The sequence below is a fragment of the Comamonas testosteroni TK102 genome (genome assembly GCF_000739375.1).
Classification (GTDB): domain Bacteria; phylum Pseudomonadota; class Gammaproteobacteria; order Burkholderiales; family Burkholderiaceae_C; genus Comamonas; species Comamonas brasiliensis.
Genome location: NZ_CP006704.1, coordinates 5,757,172 through 5,776,761 on the forward strand (window position 1 = coordinate 5,757,172; position 19,590 = coordinate 5,776,761).

The 19,590-nt window shown below is 61.3% G+C and carries 13 protein-coding genes, 2 tRNA genes and 1 rRNA gene; 3 read left to right on the forward strand and 13 right to left on the reverse strand.

The window, feature by feature from the left end:
- Positions 1 to 93: 93 nt before the first annotated feature.
- From O987_RS26115 to O987_RS26160, 10 genes are all read right to left on the reverse strand, one after another.
- A tRNA-Ala gene (locus O987_RS26115) sits at positions 94 to 169 on the reverse strand.
- Positions 170 to 197: 28 nt separating this feature from the next.
- Positions 198 to 274, reverse strand: a tRNA-Ile gene (locus O987_RS26120).
- A gap of 93 nt (positions 275 to 367) precedes the next feature.
- Positions 368 to 1,900 (reverse strand): 16S ribosomal RNA (locus tag O987_RS26125).
- 411 nt (positions 1,901 to 2,311) lie between these two features.
- Positions 2,312 to 3,259, reverse strand: coding sequence for a glutathione synthase (gene gshB, locus O987_RS26130; RefSeq protein ID WP_003060520.1), 948 nt, complete (start codon positions 3,257 to 3,259; stop codon positions 2,312 to 2,314).
- A gap of 73 nt (positions 3,260 to 3,332) precedes the next feature.
- Positions 3,333 to 4,511, reverse strand: coding sequence for a benzoate/H(+) symporter BenE family transporter (locus O987_RS26135; protein ID WP_043375687.1), 1,179 nt, complete (start codon positions 4,509 to 4,511; stop codon positions 3,333 to 3,335).
- A gap of 138 nt (positions 4,512 to 4,649) precedes the next feature.
- The gene (locus O987_RS26140) at positions 4,650 to 6,518 is read right to left on the reverse strand and encodes a potassium transporter Kup (protein ID WP_003060516.1); all 1,869 of its coding nucleotides are present in this window, start codon (positions 6,516 to 6,518) and stop codon (positions 4,650 to 4,652) included.
- A gap of 78 nt (positions 6,519 to 6,596) precedes the next feature.
- Positions 6,597 to 7,892: a glutamate--cysteine ligase gene (gene gshA, locus O987_RS26145; protein ID WP_043375691.1), complete on the reverse strand. Its 1,296-nt coding sequence runs from the start codon at positions 7,890 to 7,892 to the stop codon at positions 6,597 to 6,599.
- 78 nt (positions 7,893 to 7,970) lie between these two features.
- Entirely contained in the window at positions 7,971 to 9,437 is a 1,467-nt protein-coding gene (locus O987_RS26150; protein ID WP_043375692.1) for a TrkH family potassium uptake protein, read from the reverse strand.
- A gap of 9 nt (positions 9,438 to 9,446) precedes the next feature.
- Complete coding sequence (trkA, locus tag O987_RS26155; RefSeq protein ID WP_043375694.1) at positions 9,447 to 10,907, reverse strand: Trk system potassium transporter TrkA; 1,461 nt, start codon at positions 10,905 to 10,907, stop codon at positions 9,447 to 9,449.
- Positions 10,908 to 10,988: 81 nt separating this feature from the next.
- On the reverse strand, positions 10,989 to 12,269 hold the full coding sequence (locus O987_RS26160; RefSeq protein WP_043375697.1) for a glutamate-5-semialdehyde dehydrogenase: 1,281 nt from the start codon (positions 12,267 to 12,269) through the stop codon (positions 10,989 to 10,991).
- A gap of 107 nt (positions 12,270 to 12,376) precedes the next feature.
- Here O987_RS26160 and O987_RS26165 point away from each other — a divergent pair, with 107 nt between their 5' ends.
- A complete protein-coding gene (locus tag O987_RS26165) occupies positions 12,377 to 12,685 on the forward strand; it encodes a hypothetical protein (RefSeq protein WP_043375699.1) in 309 nt (102 codons plus the stop codon).
- A gap of 8 nt (positions 12,686 to 12,693) precedes the next feature.
- On the opposite strand, the gene holA is transcribed toward O987_RS26165, so the two are convergent.
- The 3 genes from holA to leuS form a co-directional block, all read right to left on the reverse strand.
- Entirely contained in the window at positions 12,694 to 13,740 is a 1,047-nt protein-coding gene (holA, locus tag O987_RS26170) for a DNA polymerase III subunit delta (RefSeq protein ID WP_043375700.1), read from the reverse strand.
- Between the two features lie 128 nt (positions 13,741 to 13,868).
- Complete coding sequence (gene lptE / locus O987_RS26175; RefSeq protein WP_043375702.1) at positions 13,869 to 14,381, reverse strand: LPS assembly lipoprotein LptE; 513 nt, start codon at positions 14,379 to 14,381, stop codon at positions 13,869 to 13,871.
- Between the two features lie 152 nt (positions 14,382 to 14,533).
- Positions 14,534 to 17,242 (reverse strand): leucine--tRNA ligase, encoded by a 2,709-nt coding sequence (gene leuS, locus O987_RS26180; protein WP_043377053.1) that lies wholly within the window; start codon positions 17,240 to 17,242, stop codon positions 14,534 to 14,536.
- 368 nt (positions 17,243 to 17,610) lie between these two features.
- Between leuS and O987_RS26185 the strand changes: the two genes are divergently transcribed.
- Positions 17,611 to 18,831, forward strand: a complete 1,221-nt coding sequence (locus tag O987_RS26185) for a mechanosensitive ion channel family protein (protein ID WP_043375704.1) — start codon at positions 17,611 to 17,613, stop codon at positions 18,829 to 18,831.
- Positions 18,832 to 18,890: 59 nt separating this feature from the next.
- On the forward strand, positions 18,891 to 19,472 hold the full coding sequence (locus O987_RS26190; protein ID WP_003060496.1) for a DJ-1/PfpI family protein: 582 nt from the start codon (positions 18,891 to 18,893) through the stop codon (positions 19,470 to 19,472).
- Positions 19,473 to 19,590 lie beyond the last annotated feature (118 nt).

Here is a 19,590-nt window from a genome sequence, read left to right on the forward strand (position 1 = left end):
TTTATATTGAATTTGGTTTTTTTCGCTTCCGATCCGCTTGCGCTTCACATCTGCTGAGCCAACGATTATAGCACCTTTCGGCGCTATCATTTTTGGTGGAGGATGACGGGATCGAACCGACGACCCCCTGCTTGCAAAGCAGGTGCTCTCCCAGCTGAGCTAATCCCCCGGGATCCTCGAACCAGATATTGGAATCTTGGTGGGTCTAGTTGGGCTCGAACCAACGACCCCTGCGTTATCAACACAGTGCTCTAACCAGCTGAGCTACAGACCCATTCCATGCAGCCCGCTGTCACTCAGCAGGCCACCTGGCTTGTTCCAACAACCGATAAGTGTGGACGTTCAATTTGAAGCAGCATTTTTCCAGAAAGGAGGTGATCCAGCCGCACCTTCCGATACGGCTACCTTGTTACGACTTCACCCCAGTCACGAACCCCGCCGTGGTAAGCGCCCTCCTTGCGGTTAGGCTACCTACTTCTGGCGAGACCCGCTCCCATGGTGTGACGGGCGGTGTGTACAAGACCCGGGAACGTATTCACCGTGACATTCTGATCCACGATTACTAGCGATTCCGACTTCACGCAGTCGAGTTGCAGACTGCGATCCGGACTACGACTGGCTTTATGGGATTAGCTCCCCCTCGCGGGTTGGCAACCCTTTGTACCAGCCATTGTATGACGTGTGTAGCCCCACCTATAAGGGCCATGAGGACTTGACGTCATCCCCACCTTCCTCCGGTTTGTCACCGGCAGTCCCATTAGAGTGCTCAACTGAATGTAGCAACTAATGGCAAGGGTTGCGCTCGTTGCGGGACTTAACCCAACATCTCACGACACGAGCTGACGACAGCCATGCAGCACCTGTGTGCAGGTTCTCTTTCGAGCACCAAACCATCTCTGGTAAGTTCCTGCCATGTCAAAGGTGGGTAAGGTTTTTCGCGTTGCATCGAATTAAACCACATCATCCACCGCTTGTGCGGGTCCCCGTCAATTCCTTTGAGTTTCAACCTTGCGGCCGTACTCCCCAGGCGGTCAACTTCACGCGTTAGCTTCGTTACTGAGTCAGTTAAGACCCAACAACCAGTTGACATCGTTTAGGGCGTGGACTACCAGGGTATCTAATCCTGTTTGCTCCCCACGCTTTCGTGCATGAGCGTCAGTGCAGGCCCAGGGGATTGCCTTCGCCATCGGTGTTCCTCCGCATATCTACGCATTTCACTGCTACACGCGGAATTCCATCCCCCTCTGCCGCACTCTAGCTTTGCAGTCACAATGGCAGTTCCCAGGTTGAGCCCGGGGATTTCACCACTGTCTTACAAAACCGCCTGCGCACGCTTTACGCCCAGTAATTCCGATTAACGCTTGCACCCTACGTATTACCGCGGCTGCTGGCACGTAGTTAGCCGGTGCTTATTCTTACGGTACCGTCATGACCCGGGGATATTAGCCCCAGGCTTTTCGTTCCGTACAAAAGCAGTTTACAACCCGAGGGCCTTCATCCTGCACGCGGCATTGCTGGATCAGGCTTTCGCCCATTGTCCAAAATTCCCCACTGCTGCCTCCCGTAGGAGTCTGGGCCGTGTCTCAGTCCCAGTGTGGCTGGTCGTCCTCTCAGACCAGCTACAGATCGCAGGCTTGGTAAGCCTTTACCCCACCAACTACCTAATCTGCCATCAGCCGCTCTAGTAGCACAAGGCCCGAAGGTCCCCTGCTTTCATCCGTAGATCTCATGCGGTATTAGCTACTCTTTCGAGTAGTTATCCCCCACTACTAGGCACGTTCCGATGTATTACTCACCCGTTCGCCACTCGTCAGCATCCGAAGACCTGTTACCGTTCGACTTGCATGTGTAAAGCATGCCGCCAGCGTTCAATCTGAGCCAGGATCAAACTCTATAGTTCGATCTTGAATTTAAAGTCTTTCGACTGCTCACTCACTTGACGGAATCAAGAAGAATTAATTCTTCCTCATTACTGTTTTTGTGAGCGTTTGATAACTCCGAAGAGTTTGTTCCGAAGAACTGGCTGCTTGCCCTCAAACGCCCACGCTTATCGGCTGTATTTTTTTAAGGAACCGAGTGCAAAATCAAGAAGCTTGACTTTGGATCTCGTTGCTTGCTGCGATCAGCGAAGCCTTGAATTCTACCACAACTTTACCGACTGATTTCTTTCAGGCCGGCTAGCAAAAATTTGCATTTCGCTCAGTGCAGCCTTGCATTGTACACAGATTTTTGCTGTCCAGACAACACCCGCACGGACATCCAGACAAAGAACCCCGGCAGGCAAGGCCTGCCGGGGTTCTTTGCCGCTTCCTCAGACGCGAGCAGCCTGCTCCAGTGCGTCGACAAACAGCGACGCCACATCGCAGCCGGTCTGATCAAAGATCTCCTGGAAGCAGGTGGGACTGGTCACATTGATCTCGGTGACGTTATGGCCGATGACATCCAGCCCGATCAAGAGCAAGCCACGCTGCACCAGACGCTCCCCAATGAACTCGGCAATTGCCTTGTCCTGCTCTGCCAACGGCTGTGCAACCCCTTTGCCGCCGGCCGCCAGATTGCCGCGCACCTCATTGCCCTGCGGAATGCGAGCCAGACAGAACGGCACGGGCTTGCCGCCGATGATGAGCACCCGTTTGTCGCCATGAACGATGTCGGGCAGGAACTTCTGCACCATGACACTGGTGGAGCCGCCCTGATTCAGGGTTTCGATGATGCTGCCTAGATTGCGACCGTCTTCGCCGACTCGGAAGATGCCCATCCCCCCCATGCCGTCCAGCGGCTTGAGGATGATGTCCTGGTGCTCTGCATGAAAGGCACGGATGTCCTCGGCACTGCGCGTGACCAGCGTCGGCGAGATGAATTGCGCAAACTCCATGATGGCAAGCTTCTCGGGATGCTCGCGCAGGGCACCGGGCTTGTTGAAGACCTTGGCTCCCTCACGCTCGGCCTGGCCGAGCATGTGCGTGGCATAGAAGAACTCGGAATCGAACGGAGGGTCCTTGCGCATGACGATGGCGCCAAAGTCCGCCAGCACCGCCCGCGTAGACTGGGTTTCCTCGAACCAGCGATCCTTGTCCCCGGTCAGGGTGATATGCCGCACCCGAGCCTTGACCTTGCCACCGCTTTGCCAGGAGATATGGCAAGGCTCGCAGGCCACGATCTGGTGACCTCGGCGCTGGGCCTCACGCATCATGGCAAAGGTGGAATCCTTGTAGATGACAAAGGATTCCAGCGGATCGGCGACAAACAGTATTTGCATGGTGAAGAACTCTAGCGGTTGATACAGGCATCATGCCGAGCCGGACATAACACCACAATATGACGGCTGATACTCAGGCCTTGCGAGCCCGCAGACTCTGGACAAGCAGGGCAAGGCTACCCGCGACCACACCCCAGAAGGCAGAGCCCACACCCGCGATGACGACACCGCTGAGCGTCACCAGAAAAGTGATGAGCGCGGCCTCTCTGTGCTTTTCCTCCTTGAAGGCCGTAGCCATGCCGCCGCCTATGGAGCCCAGCAAGGCCAGTCCGGCGATGCAGGCCACCAGCTCCTTGGGAAAAGCCGTCAGCAGACCGGTGACCACCGCGCCAAAGATAGCTATCAATATATATAGCAGTCCACACACGGCAGCAGCGGTATAGCGCTTGTTTCTGTCCTCATGCGCCTCGTCTCCCATGCAGATCGCCGCCGTGATGGCGCTGAGGTTGAGGGCATAGCCGCCAAAAGGCGCCAGCAGCAAGGTCGCCACGCCGGTCATGCTGATGACCTTGGACACCGGTATCGGATAGCCCGTGGCGCGAATCACCGCCACGCCCGGCAGATTCTGGGAAGCCATGGTCACGACAAACAGGGGTAACGCCAGACTGATGAGCGCCTGCAGCGAGAACTCGGGGGCCGTATAGACGGGCATGGCCAGCCCGCCATGCACGGCCGACCATTGCATCTGCCCGCGCAGCGCCTCCCAGGCGGTTCCGGCCAGCAGGGTGATGATGACCGCATAGCGCGCAGCCATACGCCGCGAAAGCAGATAGGCAAGCAGCATGACCAGTACCAGCGACAGATTGGTCTCGGCCGCAGAGAAAGCCTGCATGCCGAACTTGGCCAGAACGCCGGCCAGCAGGGCCGACGCAATTTCCATGGGGATGCGGTTCATGATGCGCTCGAACCAGCCAGTCACCCCCACCAGGATGATGAGGGCAGCACTGACGATGAAGGCACCGATCGCCTCCCCCATGGAGAAACCGCCCGCCAGCCCGGCGGTCGCCAGCACCGCCGCCCCTGGGGTGGACCAGGCCACCATGACCGGCATGCGCAGAATCAGCGATGGGACCAGCGAACACAGACCCATGCCCAGGCCCAGCGCCCAGATCCAGGAAGTGATCTGCTCAGGCGTGGCATGAAACGCCTGTGCCGCCTGAAACACAAGGGCTACCGAACTGGTAAAGCCCACAAGCACGGCCACAAAGCCTGCGGCCACGGCGGCAGGACTCAAGTCTTTGAAAAAGCGCATCCGTGCATTCTGGCACCAGCCCCGCCAAAAATGATGCAGCCCGCGGAAGCGCGAATGGCGAAGCCGATCATCACTTCAAGATCAATAGCTATCAGCGCTTGCTGGTAAAGCGCCAAAGGCCTATTTGACTCAAAGTATCTACAGCTCGATCTTGGAGCCCAGCTCCACCACCGAGTTGCTCGGCAGGTGCAGGAAGTCCGCCACACGGCTCGCGTTCTTGTGCATCTGAGCGAACAGCTTTTCGCGCCAGTGCGCCATGGAGTTGTTCATGCGCGGAATGATCACGTCGCGCGACAGGAAATAGCTGGTGGCCATGGAATCCAGCTTGCAGCCCTGGGTGCGCAGCTGCGCCAGCGCTGCCGGCACGTCGGGTTCGTTCTTGAAGCCGTAGTGGATGATGACTTCCCAGCAGTCGCCCCCCAGAGACTCGGACTCCACCCGCTTGTCCATCCCCACCCAGGGCACTTCGTGGTTACGCACGGTCACAAAGAGATTGCGCTCGTGCAGCACCTTGTTGTGCTTGAGGTTGTGAAGCAGCGCATGCGGCACGGTACCGGGCTCGCCCGAGAGAAAGACTGCCGTGCCGGGGACTCGCATGGGGGGATGGCGCCAGGTGGCTTCCAGGAACTGGCGCAGATCCAGCGCATCCGCCTGCAGCTTCTGATGCAGCAATTCACGCCCCCGGCGCCAGGTCAACATCAGCGTGAAGACCGTGCCACCGATGAGCAGCGGGAACCAGCCACCTTCAAACAGCTTGAGCAGGTTGGAGGCAAAGAACGCCAGATCCACGACGAAGAAGAAGCCCGTCGCCAGCAGGCACAGGGCCAGCGGATAGTTCCAGCGGTAGCGGATGACAAAGAAGGTCAGCATGGTGGTGATCAGCATGTCCAGCGTCACCGCGATACCGTAGGCCGCCGCCAGATTGCCGCTGCTGCGAAACAGCAGCACGGCCAGAGCAATCGCCACAAACAGGCCCCAGTTCACCAGAGGCATATAGATCTGGCCGGTTTCCTTCACGCTGGTGTGGCGCACTTCAAGACGCGGGAAGTAGCCCAGCTGTATGACCTGGCGCGTCACGCTGAAGGCCCCGGTGATCAGCGCCTGCGAGGCGATCACCGTGGCCATGGTGGCCATGATGACCAGCGGCAGCAGCGCCCAGCTGGGTGCCATCATGAAAAACGGGTTCTTGACGGCCTCGGGATTGGCCAGCAGCAAGGCGCCCTGCCCGAAGTAGTTCAAGGTCAGCGCCGGCATGGCAATGCTGAACCAGGCCAGGCGGATCGGCTTCTTGCCAAAATGCCCGAGATCGGCATACAGCGCCTCGGCGCCGGTCACGCAAAGCACGACCGAGCCCAGAATGATGAAGCTGATGCCCGGACTTCCCCACATGAAGCGGACCGCGTAATGCGGGCTCAGCGCGGCCAGGATTTCCGGATGCCCCATGATCTGGTGCACGCCGAGCAAGGCGATGCAGGCAAACCAGGTCACGGTGACGGGACCAAAGAACTTGCCTATGCCTGCGGTACCGCGCTTTTGCACGAAGAACAGCAGAAACAGGATCACCAGCGTCAGTGGAATCACGGCCTTGGTGAAATGCGGCGAGATGACCTCCAGCCCCTCGACCGCCGAGAGCACGGAAATCGCCGGCGTGATCACGCCGTCGCCATAAAACAGCGAGGTGCCGAACATGCCCACCAGAAACAGCGTGCTGGACAGACGCGGCTTGTCCTTGACCGTCTGCGAGGCCAGGGCCAGCATGGCCACCAGTCCGCCCTCGCCGTTGTTGTCGGCGCGCAGCACCAGGACCACATACTTGAGGGAGACGATGACCGTGAGCGTCCAGAACAGCACCGACAGCACGCCATAGACGTTGTCCGGCGTGAACGGCACATAGCCCGAGCCGAAAACCTCCTTGACCGAGTACAAGACACTGGTGCCGATGTCTCCATACACGACACCGATCGCGCCCAAGGTCAGGGCGCCTAGCGAGGATTTCGAATTTTGCACAGGTCAGGAGCGACTCGTAAGGCAGTCACCGAGTGGGGAAATTGTCGGCATTGTGCGCTGTCCTCAGCGTCCGTGAAATCAGTCGTAGATTTCTGCGTCGGGATTAGTGGCTTCCAGCTCGTAGCTGGCAGCCAACATGGCCAAACGTGCTATCACGCCATACATATAGAAGCGGTTCGGTGCGCTGGCGCCCGGACGCGCGCTGACCTGAGGCAGGTGATTGCTCTGCTGGAAAGCCAGGGGCACATAGCCCGCACCGGGGGCGTTGAGGTTCTCGTCCTCGCCGCGCTCGGGGTGCATGCGGTAGAAACCACCCACAACGTAACGGTCCATCATGTAGACCACAGGCTCGGCCACGGCGTTGTGCATGCGCTCATAGGTCAGCACTCCCTCCTGCACGATGACGTCATGCACGGTCTGGCCATCCTTGATGACACCCATCTTGTTGCGGCTCTTGCGCGGCAGCGCGGCCAGTTCCTTGGCGTCGCGCACGGTCATCACGCCCATGCCGTAGGTGCCGTTGTCGGCCTTGACCACGGCAAACGGCTTCTCCTTGATGCCGTATTCCTTGTATTTGCGGCGCACCTTGGCCAGGATCACGTCCACCTGCTCGGCCAGGGCTTCCATGCCCGTGCCTTCGGCAAAATCGATGTTCTCCACATGCCCGAACAAGGGATTGATCAGCCAGGGATCGATGCCCAGCAGCTTGCCGAAGCGCTTGCCGACTTCCTCGTAGCTCTGGAAGTGGCGACTCTTGCGACGCACATTCCAGCCCGCATGCAATGGCGGCAGCAGGTATTGCTCGTAGAGCTCCTCGATGATGCCGGGCACGCCGGTCGAGAGATCGTTGTTGAGCAAAATCGTGCAGGGGTCGAAATCCTTGAGGCCCAGGCGACGCTTGCTGCGGATCACCGGCTCCAGCTTGATCTCGTCGCCCAGCGGCAGCGTGATGGACAGCGTCTTCTTGATCTCGGGGCTGATGGAGCCGATACGCACATTGAGACCCGCCATGCTGAAGATGCGCTTGAGCTGCAGCACGCTGGCCAGATAGTGGGTGTTGCGCGTGTGGTTCCCGGGGATGATGAGCAGATTGCGCGCCTCGGGACATATCTTTTCGATAGCAGCCATCGCAGCCTGCACGGCCAGCGGCAGCATTTCATCGGTCAGATTGTTCCAGCCACCTGGAAACAGGTTGGTATCCACCGGCGCCAGCTTGAAACCCGCATTACGAATGTCCACCGAGCAGTAGAACGGCGGCGTGTGCTCCATCCATTCCAGGCGGAACCAACGCTCAATGGCAGGCATGGAGTCGAGAATGCGCTGCTCAAGTTCGTTAATGGGGCCGGTCAAAGCCGTGACGAGATGTGGAACCATAAATACCCTCAGGAGACGGTGGTGGGGGGCAATTGTAGAGATTGAAGCATGAGATAGGTGTTTTCCCCAGCCTTTGTCTCAACGACGCCAAAATGCCGGCGAAAGCAAAGCCATGAAACTCAGTATCTCGAGCCGCCCCAACAGCATGCCCAGAGTACACACCCAGATCTGGAAATCCGTCAACACTGTGTAGTTGGATGCGGGCCCAACGGCCCCCAGGCCCGGCCCCATGCAGTGCACGCTGGCCAGCACGGCGGAGAAGGCGGTCAGAGGGTCGAGATCGGTCAGCAGCAGCACCATGCTCAGCACAATGACGGTGGCACCGTAGACCAGCATGTAGGCCAGCACCGAAAAAATCATCGGGTTATCTACCACCGCATCGCCCAGCCGCACCGGCTGCACAGCGCGTGGATGCACCAGACGCGTCATCTCGCGCCTGGCCTGCTTGACCAGAATCAGCATGCGCACCATCTTGATGCCGCCGCCTGTCGAGCCCGCGCTGGTGGCAACCCCCGACAGCAGCAGCAACAGAACGGGAATGAACACCGGCCAGGACAGATAGTCCGTGGTGGAAAAGCCGGTGGTCGTGGCGACCGAAACCGTATGGAACATGCCGTTGCGCAAGGCATCCAGCGGCCCGTAGACCCCCTTGACCCAGAGCAGCAGCGCCACCAGCAGGCCCGAGCCCAGCAGCACGCCGATCGTGGCGCGCATTTCGGGGTCACGCATAAAGCTATCGATGCGCCCCTTGCGCATGGCCACGAAGTACAGCGCAAAGTTGCAGCTGGCCAACAGCATGAACAGCAGGGCCGCGGCCTCCAGCAGCGGCGAATTGAAATAGGCAAAACTGGCATCGTGCGACGACAGCCCACCCAGACTCACCGTGGCGAACATATGCATCAGCGCATCCAGCGGCTGCATTCCGCAGACCCAGAAGGCCAGGAAACAGCCAATGGAGAACAGCGCGTACACGCCCCACAGGCCCTTGGCCGTTTCGGTAATACGCGGTGTCAGCTTGGTGTCCTTGACCGGGCCGGCGGCCTCCGCCCTGAAAAGCTGAGCACCACCGACCCCCAGCAGCGGCAGCACGGCCACGGCCAGAATCAGAATCCCCATGCCCCCCATCCACTGCATGAAGGTACGCCAGACATTGATGGACACCGGCAGCTGATCCAGACCGCTGAGCACCGTGGCCCCGGTTGTGGTCAGGCCCGAGACGGCCTCGAAGTAGGCATGGGTGAAACTGATGGAAATGCCCACCCGGTTCAGCCCCATCACCAGCGGCACCATGGCGCACAGCGGCAGCACCACCCAGACCAGCGTCACCAGGATCACGCCATGGCGCGGCTGCAGGTCCTGCTTGTGGCGGTGCAGGCCACCCCAAAGCAGCAGACCCACGCCAACCGTCAGTCCGATCGACCAGGGGTAGATGCGCCAGATGCCATCCTGCGTGAACCAGGAGATGCCGAAGGGCAGCAACATGGCGCCGGCAAACATGATCATCAGCATGCCCAGCACACGCAGGACAGGAAGCAGGTCTTTCATGTACGCAGCTTAGAAAAAGGTGGCGCTGACACGGAACAGGTTTTCCACGTTGCGCACCAGCCGCTTGTTGGGCAGAAAGAACACCACATGGTCGCCGGATTCAATCACGGTATGGCTGCGTGGAATGATGACCTTGGTCTCCAATGCCGTGCCCGCCACCTCCTCGCAGGTCTTGCCCTCGGGAATGCCGCGCACGATGAGGCCGATGTGTACCTCCTCGGGCAGACGCAGCTCCTCCACCTTGCGCCCCACCACGCGTGAGCTTTTGCGGTCGCCGCGCGCCACGATCTCCAGGGCCTCGGCCACGCCACGGCGCAGACTGTGCACGGCCTGCACGTCGCCGCGGCGCACATAGGCCAGGAACTCGCCCAGCATGGCCTGCGCCGGCGACAGCGCGATATCGATCTGCGTGCCGTGCATCAGATCGGCATAGGCGCGGCGATTGATCAGCGACAGCACGCGGCGCGCGCCCATGCGCTTGGCCAGCAGGCTGGACATGATGTTGTCCTCGTCGTCGTCCGTCAGCGCGAGGAACAGATCCACCTCTTCGATGCCCTCTTCCTCCAGCAAGGCCTCATCGGTGGCATCGCCTTCCAGCACCAGCACTTCGGCAGGCAGCACCGACGACAGGCTCAGACATTGCTGGGCATTGGACTCGACGATCTTGACGTGAAAGCGCCCCGGGGTCTGCGCCAGCTTTCTGGCCAGCCGCAGGCTGACCTGGCCGCCGCCTGCAATCATGATGCGGAACACCGGGCGACTCGGACGCCCCTCGGGCAGGTTGATGGCCTTGAGAGCCTCGGATACATGTTCGGTCGCGGCCAGCATGAAGACTTCGTCACCGGGCTCTATGCGCGTGACACCGTCGCAGCGCACAAACCGGTCGGGCTCGTCCATGAAGCGGCGGTAGATCGCCACGATACGCATGGCCAGTTCCGGCATGCGCTCTCGCACCTGGGCAATCTGCAGGCCCACGGCAGGCGCGCCGGCGCGCGCGCGCACCGAGGCCAGGGCGGCCCGGCCGCCCGCAAAGGCGCGCACCTGCATGGCTTCCGGGTATTCGATGAGCTTGCGGATGTAATGGGTGACCGATTCCTCGGGACAGATGATGCGATCGACTGCAAAACCCTCCTTGCCCAGCACCGGGTCATCCACCGCAAAGCTGGACGAGCGCACCCGCGCAATGCGGGTCGGAATGTCGAACACGGCCTGGGCAATCTTGCAGCAGACCAGGTTGGTCTCGTCCATGGAGGCGCAGGCGATCAGCAGGTCGGTATCCTTGGCGCCAGCCTCGGCCAGGACCTGGGGATCGATGCCGTTGCCGACCACGCCGCGCAGGTCGAAGCGCGACTCCAGCTCACGCAATGCTCGCGCATCCGTGTCGATGACGGTGATTCCGTTTTGCTCGGACACCAGACTTTCGGCCACACTCTGGCCTACGCGCCCGGCACCCAGAATAATGATTTTCATGGTGTTATGGAAAGGGATCCAAGCTGCGGCATCAATTCAGACCGATGAGGGCCGCAAGCAGCCCCCTTCGGCGGGTGGATCTCAGGAACGGACTTCGCCGTCGCCCAGGACCACGTATTTGAGCGAAGTCAGGCCCTCGATGCCTACCGGCCCGCGCGCATGGAACTTGTCGGTGCTGATGCCGATCTCGGCACCCAGCCCGAACTCGAAACCATCGGCAAAGCGGGTGCTGGTATTGACCATGACGCTGGCCGAATCGACCTCGCGCAGGAATTTCTGTGCGTGCAGGTGATTGGTCGTCAGAATCGACTCCGTATGGTGGCTGGAGTACTTGTTGATGTGGGCAATGGCCTCGTCCACACCGTCCACCAGCTTCACGCTGATGATGGGCGCCAGGTATTCCTCGTACCAGTCCTGCTCCACCGCCTGGGCCAGCTTGGCATCCTTGACGGTCTGCAAAATGGCCAGCGCCTCGGCATCGCAGCGCATCTCCACGCCCTTGGCGGCATAGACGGCACCGATCCTGGGCAGGAAGTCCGCTGCCACGGCGCGTGCAACCAGCAGGCTTTCGCTGGCGTTGCAGGGGCTGTACTTGTTGGTCTTGGCATTGTCGGCCACTTTCACGGCCATGGCGATGTCGCAGGGGTCATCCACATAGGTGTGGCAATTGCCGTCCAGATGCTTGATGACGGGCACCTTGGCCTCGCGGCTGATGCGCTCGATCAGGCCCTTGCCGCCACGGGGGATGATGACGTCCACATAGTCGGGCATGGCGATGAGTTGGCCCACGGCGTCGCGGTCGGTGGTCTCCACCAGCTTGACACCGTCTTCAGGCAGCCCGGCCTCGGCCAGCGCCTGGGCCACCAGCTTGGCCAGCGCCTTGTTCGAGTCAATCGCTTCCGAGCCGCCGCGCAGAATGCAGGCATTGCCGCTCTTGATCGAGAGGCTGGCCGCTTCGATGGTCACATTCGGGCGGCTTTCATAAATCATGCCGAACACGCCCAGGGGCACACGCATCTGGCCCACGCGGATACCGCTGGGCATTTGCTTGAGGCCGCTGATCTCGCCGATGACATCGGGCATGGAGGCGAGTTGCTCGCAACCTTCGGCACAGGTCTCCAGCACCTTGGTCGTCAGGCGCAGCCTGTCGACCATGGGGGCCGACAGGCCATTGGCCACGGCACGCTCCAGATCGCGGGCATTGTCGATCTGCAGCGGCTCGACGTTCTCGCGCAGCAGACGGGCCAGCGCCTTGAGTGCTTTGTTTTTAGTAGCTGCAGACGCACGCGCCATCAGTGCAGAGGCGGCTTTTGCCTGTACACCGAGGTTGTGCATGTATTCGACGGTATTGAGCGCGTTCATGGCGTGATTTTCGCCGAGATAAGCAAGTTGCGCAGACAAGCCCGAGCATGAGGGGGTTTATGGCCCTGCTGACACCTACACTCGGCCTCTGAATCGCAAGGAGACCTATGAGCCACAACACCACAGCGCTGCAGGAAAGCGCCCGCCAGCTTCAGCAGCTGCGCGGCGGATTCGAGCAGCTCGCCCACTCGCAGATCAGCGCCAGCGCCCTCGGCCAGCAGGCGCGAGCCGCGACCACATTGCTGCAGGCGCTGCCGCCACGCTATGGCGAGGTACTGCTCAATCTGCTGGACCGGCTCGAATCCAGCGCGCTGTTCACCGAGGAAAGCTGCTCCTTCAGCCAGAAGGACCTGCTGGACAATCTGCGCATGTGGGCCGACAAGGCCCAAGCCCAGCTCGCCGCCAACCCCGGCTGAGCCGAAAATCAGCGCCCGGCCTGGGCCAGCTGCATGGCCAGCTGTCGCAGGGCCTGCCAGCTGTCGCGCGGCCAGCCCTCGCTGGGCAGGCCTTTGACAATGCCGTCCACGGCATGGGCTGCCTGCAGCAACTCGGCTGCGCGTGCATCGCTGACACGTGGCAACAGTCGCTCCATCAGCCTCTCCTTGGGCCCCCAGATGCGGTTTTCGCGCAACGCCATGGGCAGAGGCTTGCCGCCCGCCATGGCATCTTTCACGCGCTTGATGTTGCGAATGTCCTCGGCCAGTGCCCAATGCACCAGCACCTCGGCCTCGCCTTCGGCCTGCAGGCCATCCAGCATGCGCATGCTGCGCGCCACCTGGCCCGAGAGCACGGCCTCGGACAGCTTGAACACGTCATAGCGCGCCACATTGAGCACCGCCTGCTCCACCTGCGCCAGGCTCAGCTCGCCCTCGGGGTGGAGCAAGGCCAGTTTCTGAATCTCCTGGTGCGCGGCCAGCAGATTGCCTTCCACGCGGTCGGCAAAGAACTGCAGCGTGCGCTGACCCTCTTCACCAGCCGCCACGCGCTGGTTCTGCAACGCCAGACGCTGGGCAATCCAGTGCGGCAGCGCACCGCGCTCCACCGGGTCGACCTGGATCGAGACACCGTTGCCGTCCAGCGCCCCAAACCAGGCCCCGGTCTTGGTAGCCTTGTCCAGGCGCGGCAGACTGATCAGGGTCAGCGTGCTGTCGTTGCCCTGGGCGCTGCTGGCCAGCTGCTGCAGCGCAGCACTGCCATCCTTGCCGGGTTTGCCGCTGGGAATGCGAATTTCCAGAATCTGCTTGTCCGCAAACAGGCTTAGGCTGCCACCCGCCGCCAGCACGCCGCTCCAGTCAAAGTGCGCGCCCATGACGGTATAGCTGCTGCGCTCGGTATAGCCCTGAGCCCGCGCCGCTGCACGGATCGCGTCGGCCGCTTCCTGCTGCTGCAAGGGCTCGTCGCCATGCAGCACATAGAGCGAGCGCAAGCCCTTGGCCAGATGGGAAGGAAGCTGGTTCAGCGCAAGCTGCATGGAGAAGAATTTTCTATAAAAAGCATCTGAAACGCCCTGATTTCAAGCGCCAGCAGCTATCAAATTTACCGAACCAGCAGTGGCGACTCGCTGGCCCGGGGGGAGCCGCTCAACAACTCAAAGAGGGTTCACGACACTTGCAGGCTCTTGACTGCAGCCAGGCGGCGAATGATCTGCTGCACGATGTCGTTGCGCATGTCCTTGTTCAGCATTTCCTCTTCCGAGGCCTTGGACAAGGCATTGGTTTCGTTATAGGTCACGTTGCGGATCTGGCGAATCTCGACAGGCTCGATCAGCTCGTCGCCACCGGGCGTACGCAACGAGAAGCGCACGATCAGGCGCAACTCGATTTCACGGACCTGACCAGCCACGTTGGAGCCAATGATCACGCGCTGGGCCTGCTCGCTGATGATCTGGCAGATCACTTCGGCCGTATCGGGCGAAGCCGGGTCCTTGATCACTGTCAGCTTGTCGCTGGCCGACTCCAGACTGCGACGCAGCAGAACGCCCACGGGAGCACCGCGCCCCGCCTGCACGTAAATGGAGCGAAACACAAAATCCGGCGCGCCACGCAGGCGAAAGCCGCAGGCTCCCAGCAAAGGCGTCAAGGCCATCGCGGCCAGCAGCGTACGTTTTTGCATCAACTGTCCTTTTATCTTCAACCCGAGCAGCGAATTCGCCGCCCCGCTGCGAGCACCGCCTCTTGCGCCAGGGATAGCAAGCAAGGGCAGCCCCGCAGCGAGGCTATCGCCCCCCCTTGGGGGAAGGCGCGAAGCGCCTCAGGGGGAGTCATTTACACAACGATATTCACCAGACGGCCCGGCACCACGATGATCTTCTTGGGTGCACGGCCTTCGGCAAACTTCTGGTACTCCTCATTGGCCAGTGCAGCCGCCTCGATGGCAGCCTTGTCGGCAGTGGCGGACACCAGGATGGCACCGCGCAGCTTGCCGTTGACCTGCAGCACCAGCGAGATCTCGTCCTGCACCAGGGCCTTGGGATCGACCTGCGGCCAGGGAGCATCGAGCAGATCGCCCAGGTGGTTGGCATAGCCCAGCTCGCTCCACAGCACATGGGCCAGATGGGGCGTTGCGGGGTAGAGCACGCGCAGCAGAATGCCGAAGCCTTCGATCAGCGCCACCTTGGCACCGGTGTCATCCAGGGCCTTGAAGTCTTCCAGCGCATTGATCATCTTCATCGCGCCGGACACCACGGTGTTGTATTGCATGCGCGAGTAGTCGTACTCGACCTGCTTGAGCACGTTGTGGATTTCCAGACGCAGGGCCTTGGCCGCCTTGCCGAATTCCACATCGTCCAGCGACTTGGCACCGGCCACGCCCTGCACGGCGGAATCCATGTCCATGGCCGTCAGCTTGCTGCCGAAGTTGTAGACGCGGCGCAGGAAGCGATAGCTGCCTTCCACGGCGGCGTCGTTCCACTCCAGCGTCAGCTCGGGGGGCGAGGTGAACATGGTGTACAGGCGTGCAGTGTCGGCGCCGTACTTTTCGATCAGATCCTGAGGGTCCACGCCGTTGTTCTTGGACTTGGACATGGTGCCCACGCCCTCGTAGTCGATGGCGGTGCCCACGGGCAGCAGGCCGTCGGCGCTATCCACTTCGACCTTCAGCTTGGCGCCGATGATCTTGCCGGACTCGTCGAACACATGCTCCACATCCTTGGGCCAGAAGTACTCCTTGGCGCCCTTGGCCGTGCGACGGCTGTAGATATGGTTGAGCACCATGCCCTGGGTCAGCAGCTTGGTGAAGGGCTCGTCGATCTTGACCAGACCCAGGTCGCGCATGACCTTGGTCCAGAAGCGCGCGTACAGCAGGTGCAGGATGGCGTGTTCCACGCCGCCGATGTACTGGTCCATGGGCATCCAGTAGTCGGCGCCGTCGGCCACCATCTGCTCGCCGTTCTTGGCGTCGCAGTAGCGCATGAAGTACCAGGACGAATCCACAAAGGTGTCCATAGTGTCGGTTTCACGGCGGGCAGGCTTGCCGCAGCAGGGGCAGACCACGCCGGCGTGGAAGGCCTCGGACTTGACCAGCGGATTGCCGGAGCCATCGGGCACCAGATCCTGGGGCAGAACCACGGGCAGGTCCTTCTCGGGCACGGGCTGAGGACCGCAATCGGCGCAATGAATGATGGGGATGGGGGTGCCCCAGTAGCGCTGACGGCTGATGCCCCAGTCGCGCAGACGCCAGGTGGTCTTGAGCTCGCCCAGGCCCTTGTCGCCCACGATCTTGGCCACGGCCTGCACCGCATCCTTGTGGTTCAGGCCGTCGAGGTCGCCGGAGTTGATCAGTACGCCGCGCTCCTTGTCGCCATACCAGTCGTTCCACTGCTTGTCGTCATAGGCAGTCTGGCCTTCCACGGCCACCACCTGCTTGATGGGCAGGTTGTACTTGTTGGCAAAGGCGAAGTCGCGCTCGTCGTGGGCGGGAACACCCATCACGGCGCCGTCGCCATAGCTCATCAGCACATAGTTGCCGATCCACACCTCGACCTGCGCACCGGTGATGGGGTGGGTGACGAACAGGCCCGTGGGCTTGCCTTCCTTTTCCTTGACGGCCAGCTCGGCTTCGGTCGTTCCGCCCTTTTTGCATTCTTCGATGAAGGCAGCCAGTTCGGGCTTGTCGGCAGCGGCATGCTGTGCCAGAGGGTGCTCAGGCGCCACGGCGCAGAAGGTCACGCCCATGATGGTGTCGGCACGCGTGGTGAAGACATACATCTTGCCGTCCTGGATCAGCTGGCCGTCAGTCCCCTTGATGTCATGGGTGAACGCAAAGCGCACGCCGGCAGACTTGCCGATCCAGTTCTCCTGCATCAGGCGCACCTTGTCGGGCCAGCCGTTCAGAGTGGCCTTCTCGTTGCCGACCTGCACATGGTCCAGCAGTTCCTGAGCGTAGTTGGTGATGCCCAGGTAGTAGCCGGGAATCTCGCGCTTTTCCACCAGCGCGCCGGTACGCCAGCCGCGGCCGTCGATGACCTGCTCGTTGGCCAGCACGGTCTGATCCACCGGGTCCCAGTTCACCACCTGGGTCTTGCGGTAGGCAATGCCTTTTTCCAGCATCTTGAGGAACAGCCACTGGTTCCACTTGTAGTACTCGGGGTCGCAGGTGGCGACCTCGCGGCTCCAGTCGATGGCCAGGCCCATGGCCTGCATCTGCTTCTTCATGTACGCGATGTTCTCGTACGTCCACTTGGCAGGCGGCACCTTGTTCTTCAGCGCAGCGTTCTCGGCAGGCAGGCCGAAGGCGTCCCAGCCCATGGGCATGAGGACGTTGTAGCCCTTCATGCGCAGCTGGCGCGTGAGCATGTCGTTGATGGTGTAGTTGCGCACATGGCCCATGTGCAGCTTGCCGCTGGGGTAGGGCAGCATGGAGCAGGCGTAATACTTGGGCTTGCTGCCGTCTTCGGTGACGCGGTAGGCGTCCTTGGCTTGCCAGTGGTCTTGCGCGGCGCGCTCGACCTCGATGTGGTTGAATTTTTCTTGCATGGTGCAGTGCAGTGGCCGCCAGCCCCACTTGGGACCCGGCAAGGTAGAAATCTGAAATCAGCAGGGATTTTAGGCTGCCCGACCGCTTGCGCCGTTTTAGCCCCGCATGACCGCAGAACCCGCTGCGCCATCCCTGCGGCCTTCCTGCACACCACGCTGGGAAATACGGCTTTGCGTAAGCTAGTGGTTGTTCACACATTGCTGAACTTTTTGCACGCCTGCCGGTCTGACCGGCCTGTTTCCGTGCCCGACGCCATCGCCTGCCTTCTGCCCGAAGTTGCCAGACTTGCGCTCCTGCCCCGGTCCATTCTTCTGAGGAGCTGCTCTTGCTTTCCCGCTGGTCTTTTGTTTCTGACTGGAATCCCGCCATGCAAATGCTGGCCTCGCTCTGCGTCCTGGCCCTGACCGCTCTTGTGGCCGGCTGGCTGACCCAGTGGCTGGGGCTCAAGGTCTTTCGCCGTATGCGCGACACCCTCAGGACCGGCTGGGCCCAGATCCTCATGCACGACAAGGTGCTGCGCCGCCTGGCCAAGGTCGTTCCCTCGCTGATCGTGCAGTTCGGCGTCCAGGGCGTGCCGCATCTGGAGCCGCGCTGGACCACGCTGATCACCAATGTGGCGGTGGCCTTCACGCTCTACCACCTGGCGCGCGTGCTTTGCGACCTGCTCAATGCCACGAACGAGGCCCATGAACGCGACGAGGCACGCAAGGCCGCCATCCAGACCCATTCCATCAAGAGCTATGTGCAGTTGGGCAAGCTGCTGGTCTGCAGCTTTGCCGTGGTGCTCATCGTGGCCACACTGATGGACCGCTCGCCACTGCTGCTGCTCTCCGGCCTGGGCGCCATGTCGGCCGTGCTGATGCTGGTCTTCAAGGACACCATCCTCTCCTTTGTCGCCGGCGTTCAGCTCGGCAGCAACGACATGCTGCGCGTGGGCGACTGGATAGAGATGCCCCAGGTAGGCGCCGACGGCTTTGTGACCGACATCGCGCTCAATACCGTCAAGGTGCAGAACTGGGACAAGACCATCACCACCATTCCCACCTGGCGGCTGATGACGGACAGCTTCAAGAACTGGCGCGGCATGTTCGACTCGGGTGGACGCCGCATCATGCGCTCGCTGAACCTGGACGCCAACACCGTGCATCTGCTCTCTCCCGAGGAACGCGCAGGCATGGGCCATATCGCGCTGCTGCAGCCCTACTGGAGCGAGCGCGACGGCCTGCAGGCCATGCCGGGCGCAGCCGAGGCCGCCATGCCAACCCAGGCCATCGCCGCCCACCAGGTCACGAATCTGGCCGCCTTCAAGGCCTATGCCTACGCCTATCTGATGGGCCATCCGCGCATTGGCAAAGGCCCGGGCATGTTCCTCATGGTGCGCACCATGGAGACATCGCCCACGGGGCTGCCGCTGCAGCTGTTCTGCTACACCAACACCACCATCTGGGTGGAGTACGAAGGCATACAGGGCGAAATCTTCGACCATCTGATCGGCGTGCTGCCGCAGTTCGGGCTGACGCTGTACCAGCGCTCGTCGGACTACGGCACCCACTATCCGCCCGCCCGTCCCGATGTAGTAGCCCGTTAATACCCGCCGCGTGCCCTGACTGCCCACAATGGCCTGACCCAACCACAAGGAGACAGACCATGGCAGGCAAGAAGATTTTGATGATTTGCGGCGATTACTGCGAGGACTATGAAACCATGGTCCCGTTCCAGGCCCTGCTGGCCGTGGGCCATACCGTGCACGCGGTCTGCCCAGACAAAAAGGCCGGCGACCAGATCAAGACCGCCATCCACGACTTTGAAGGCGCACAGACCTATAGCGAAAAGCCCGGCCACAACTTCACGCTCAACGCCACATTTGCCGATGTGAAGCCCGAGCAGTACGACGCCCTGGTCATCCCCGGCGGCCGCGGCCCCGAGTATCTGCGCGGCTATGAAAGCGTGCGCGCCGCCGTACGTCACTTCTTCGACACCAACAAGCCCGTGGCCGCCGTCTGCCACGGCGCGCAGTTGCTCGCCGGGGCCGGCGTGCTCAAGGGCCGCACCTGCTCGGCCTATCCTGCCTGCCGCGCCGAGGTGGAACTGGCCGGAGGCAGCTATGCCGACATTCCCGTCGACCAGGCCCATACCGAAGGCAATCTGGTCAGTGCCCCGGCCTGGCCTGCCCATCCGGCCTGGATTGCCCAGTTTCTCGCGCTGCTGGGCACGAAGATTTCACACTGAAATCGGCTTCCAGCGCTTTCCCATCAATCGCAGCAAGCTATCAATTCAAGAGTTCTCCTCTTGACGCCGCAGTCACCGGGCCACACCATGGCCCGGTTTTGTTTTGGAGAGTCGCGCC

Bases quoted from the DNA above. Each gene is read 5' to 3' on its own strand.
- holA (WP_043375700.1), bottom strand. From the start codon at position 13,740: ATGCAGCTTGCGCTGAACCAGCTTCCTTCCCATCTGGCCAAGGGCTTG.
- O987_RS26165 (WP_043375699.1), top strand. From the start codon at position 12,377: ATGAGCCACAACACCACAGCGCTGCAGGAAAGCGCCCGCCAGCTTCAG.
- O987_RS26150 (WP_043375692.1), bottom strand. From the start codon at position 9,437: ATGAAAGACCTGCTTCCTGTCCTGCGTGTGCTGGGCATGCTGATGATC.
- gshA (WP_043375691.1), bottom strand. From the start codon at position 7,892: ATGGTTCCACATCTCGTCACGGCTTTGACCGGCCCCATTAACGAACTT.
- gshB (WP_003060520.1), bottom strand. From the start codon at position 3,259: ATGCAAATACTGTTTGTCGCCGATCCGCTGGAATCCTTTGTCATCTAC.
- O987_RS26160 (WP_043375697.1), bottom strand. From the start codon at position 12,269: ATGAACGCGCTCAATACCGTCGAATACATGCACAACCTCGGTGTACAG.
- trkA (WP_043375694.1), bottom strand. From the start codon at position 10,907: ATGAAAATCATTATTCTGGGTGCCGGGCGCGTAGGCCAGAGTGTGGCC.
- O987_RS26185 (WP_043375704.1), top strand. From the start codon at position 17,611: ATGCAAATGCTGGCCTCGCTCTGCGTCCTGGCCCTGACCGCTCTTGTG.
- leuS (WP_043377053.1), bottom strand. From the start codon at position 17,242: ATGCAAGAAAAATTCAACCACATCGAGGTCGAGCGCGCCGCGCAAGAC.
- O987_RS26135 (WP_043375687.1), bottom strand. From the start codon at position 4,511: ATGCGCTTTTTCAAAGACTTGAGTCCTGCCGCCGTGGCCGCAGGCTTT.
- O987_RS26190 (WP_003060496.1), top strand. From the start codon at position 18,891: ATGGCAGGCAAGAAGATTTTGATGATTTGCGGCGATTACTGCGAGGAC.
- lptE (WP_043375702.1), bottom strand. From the start codon at position 14,381: ATGCAAAAACGTACGCTGCTGGCCGCGATGGCCTTGACGCCTTTGCTG.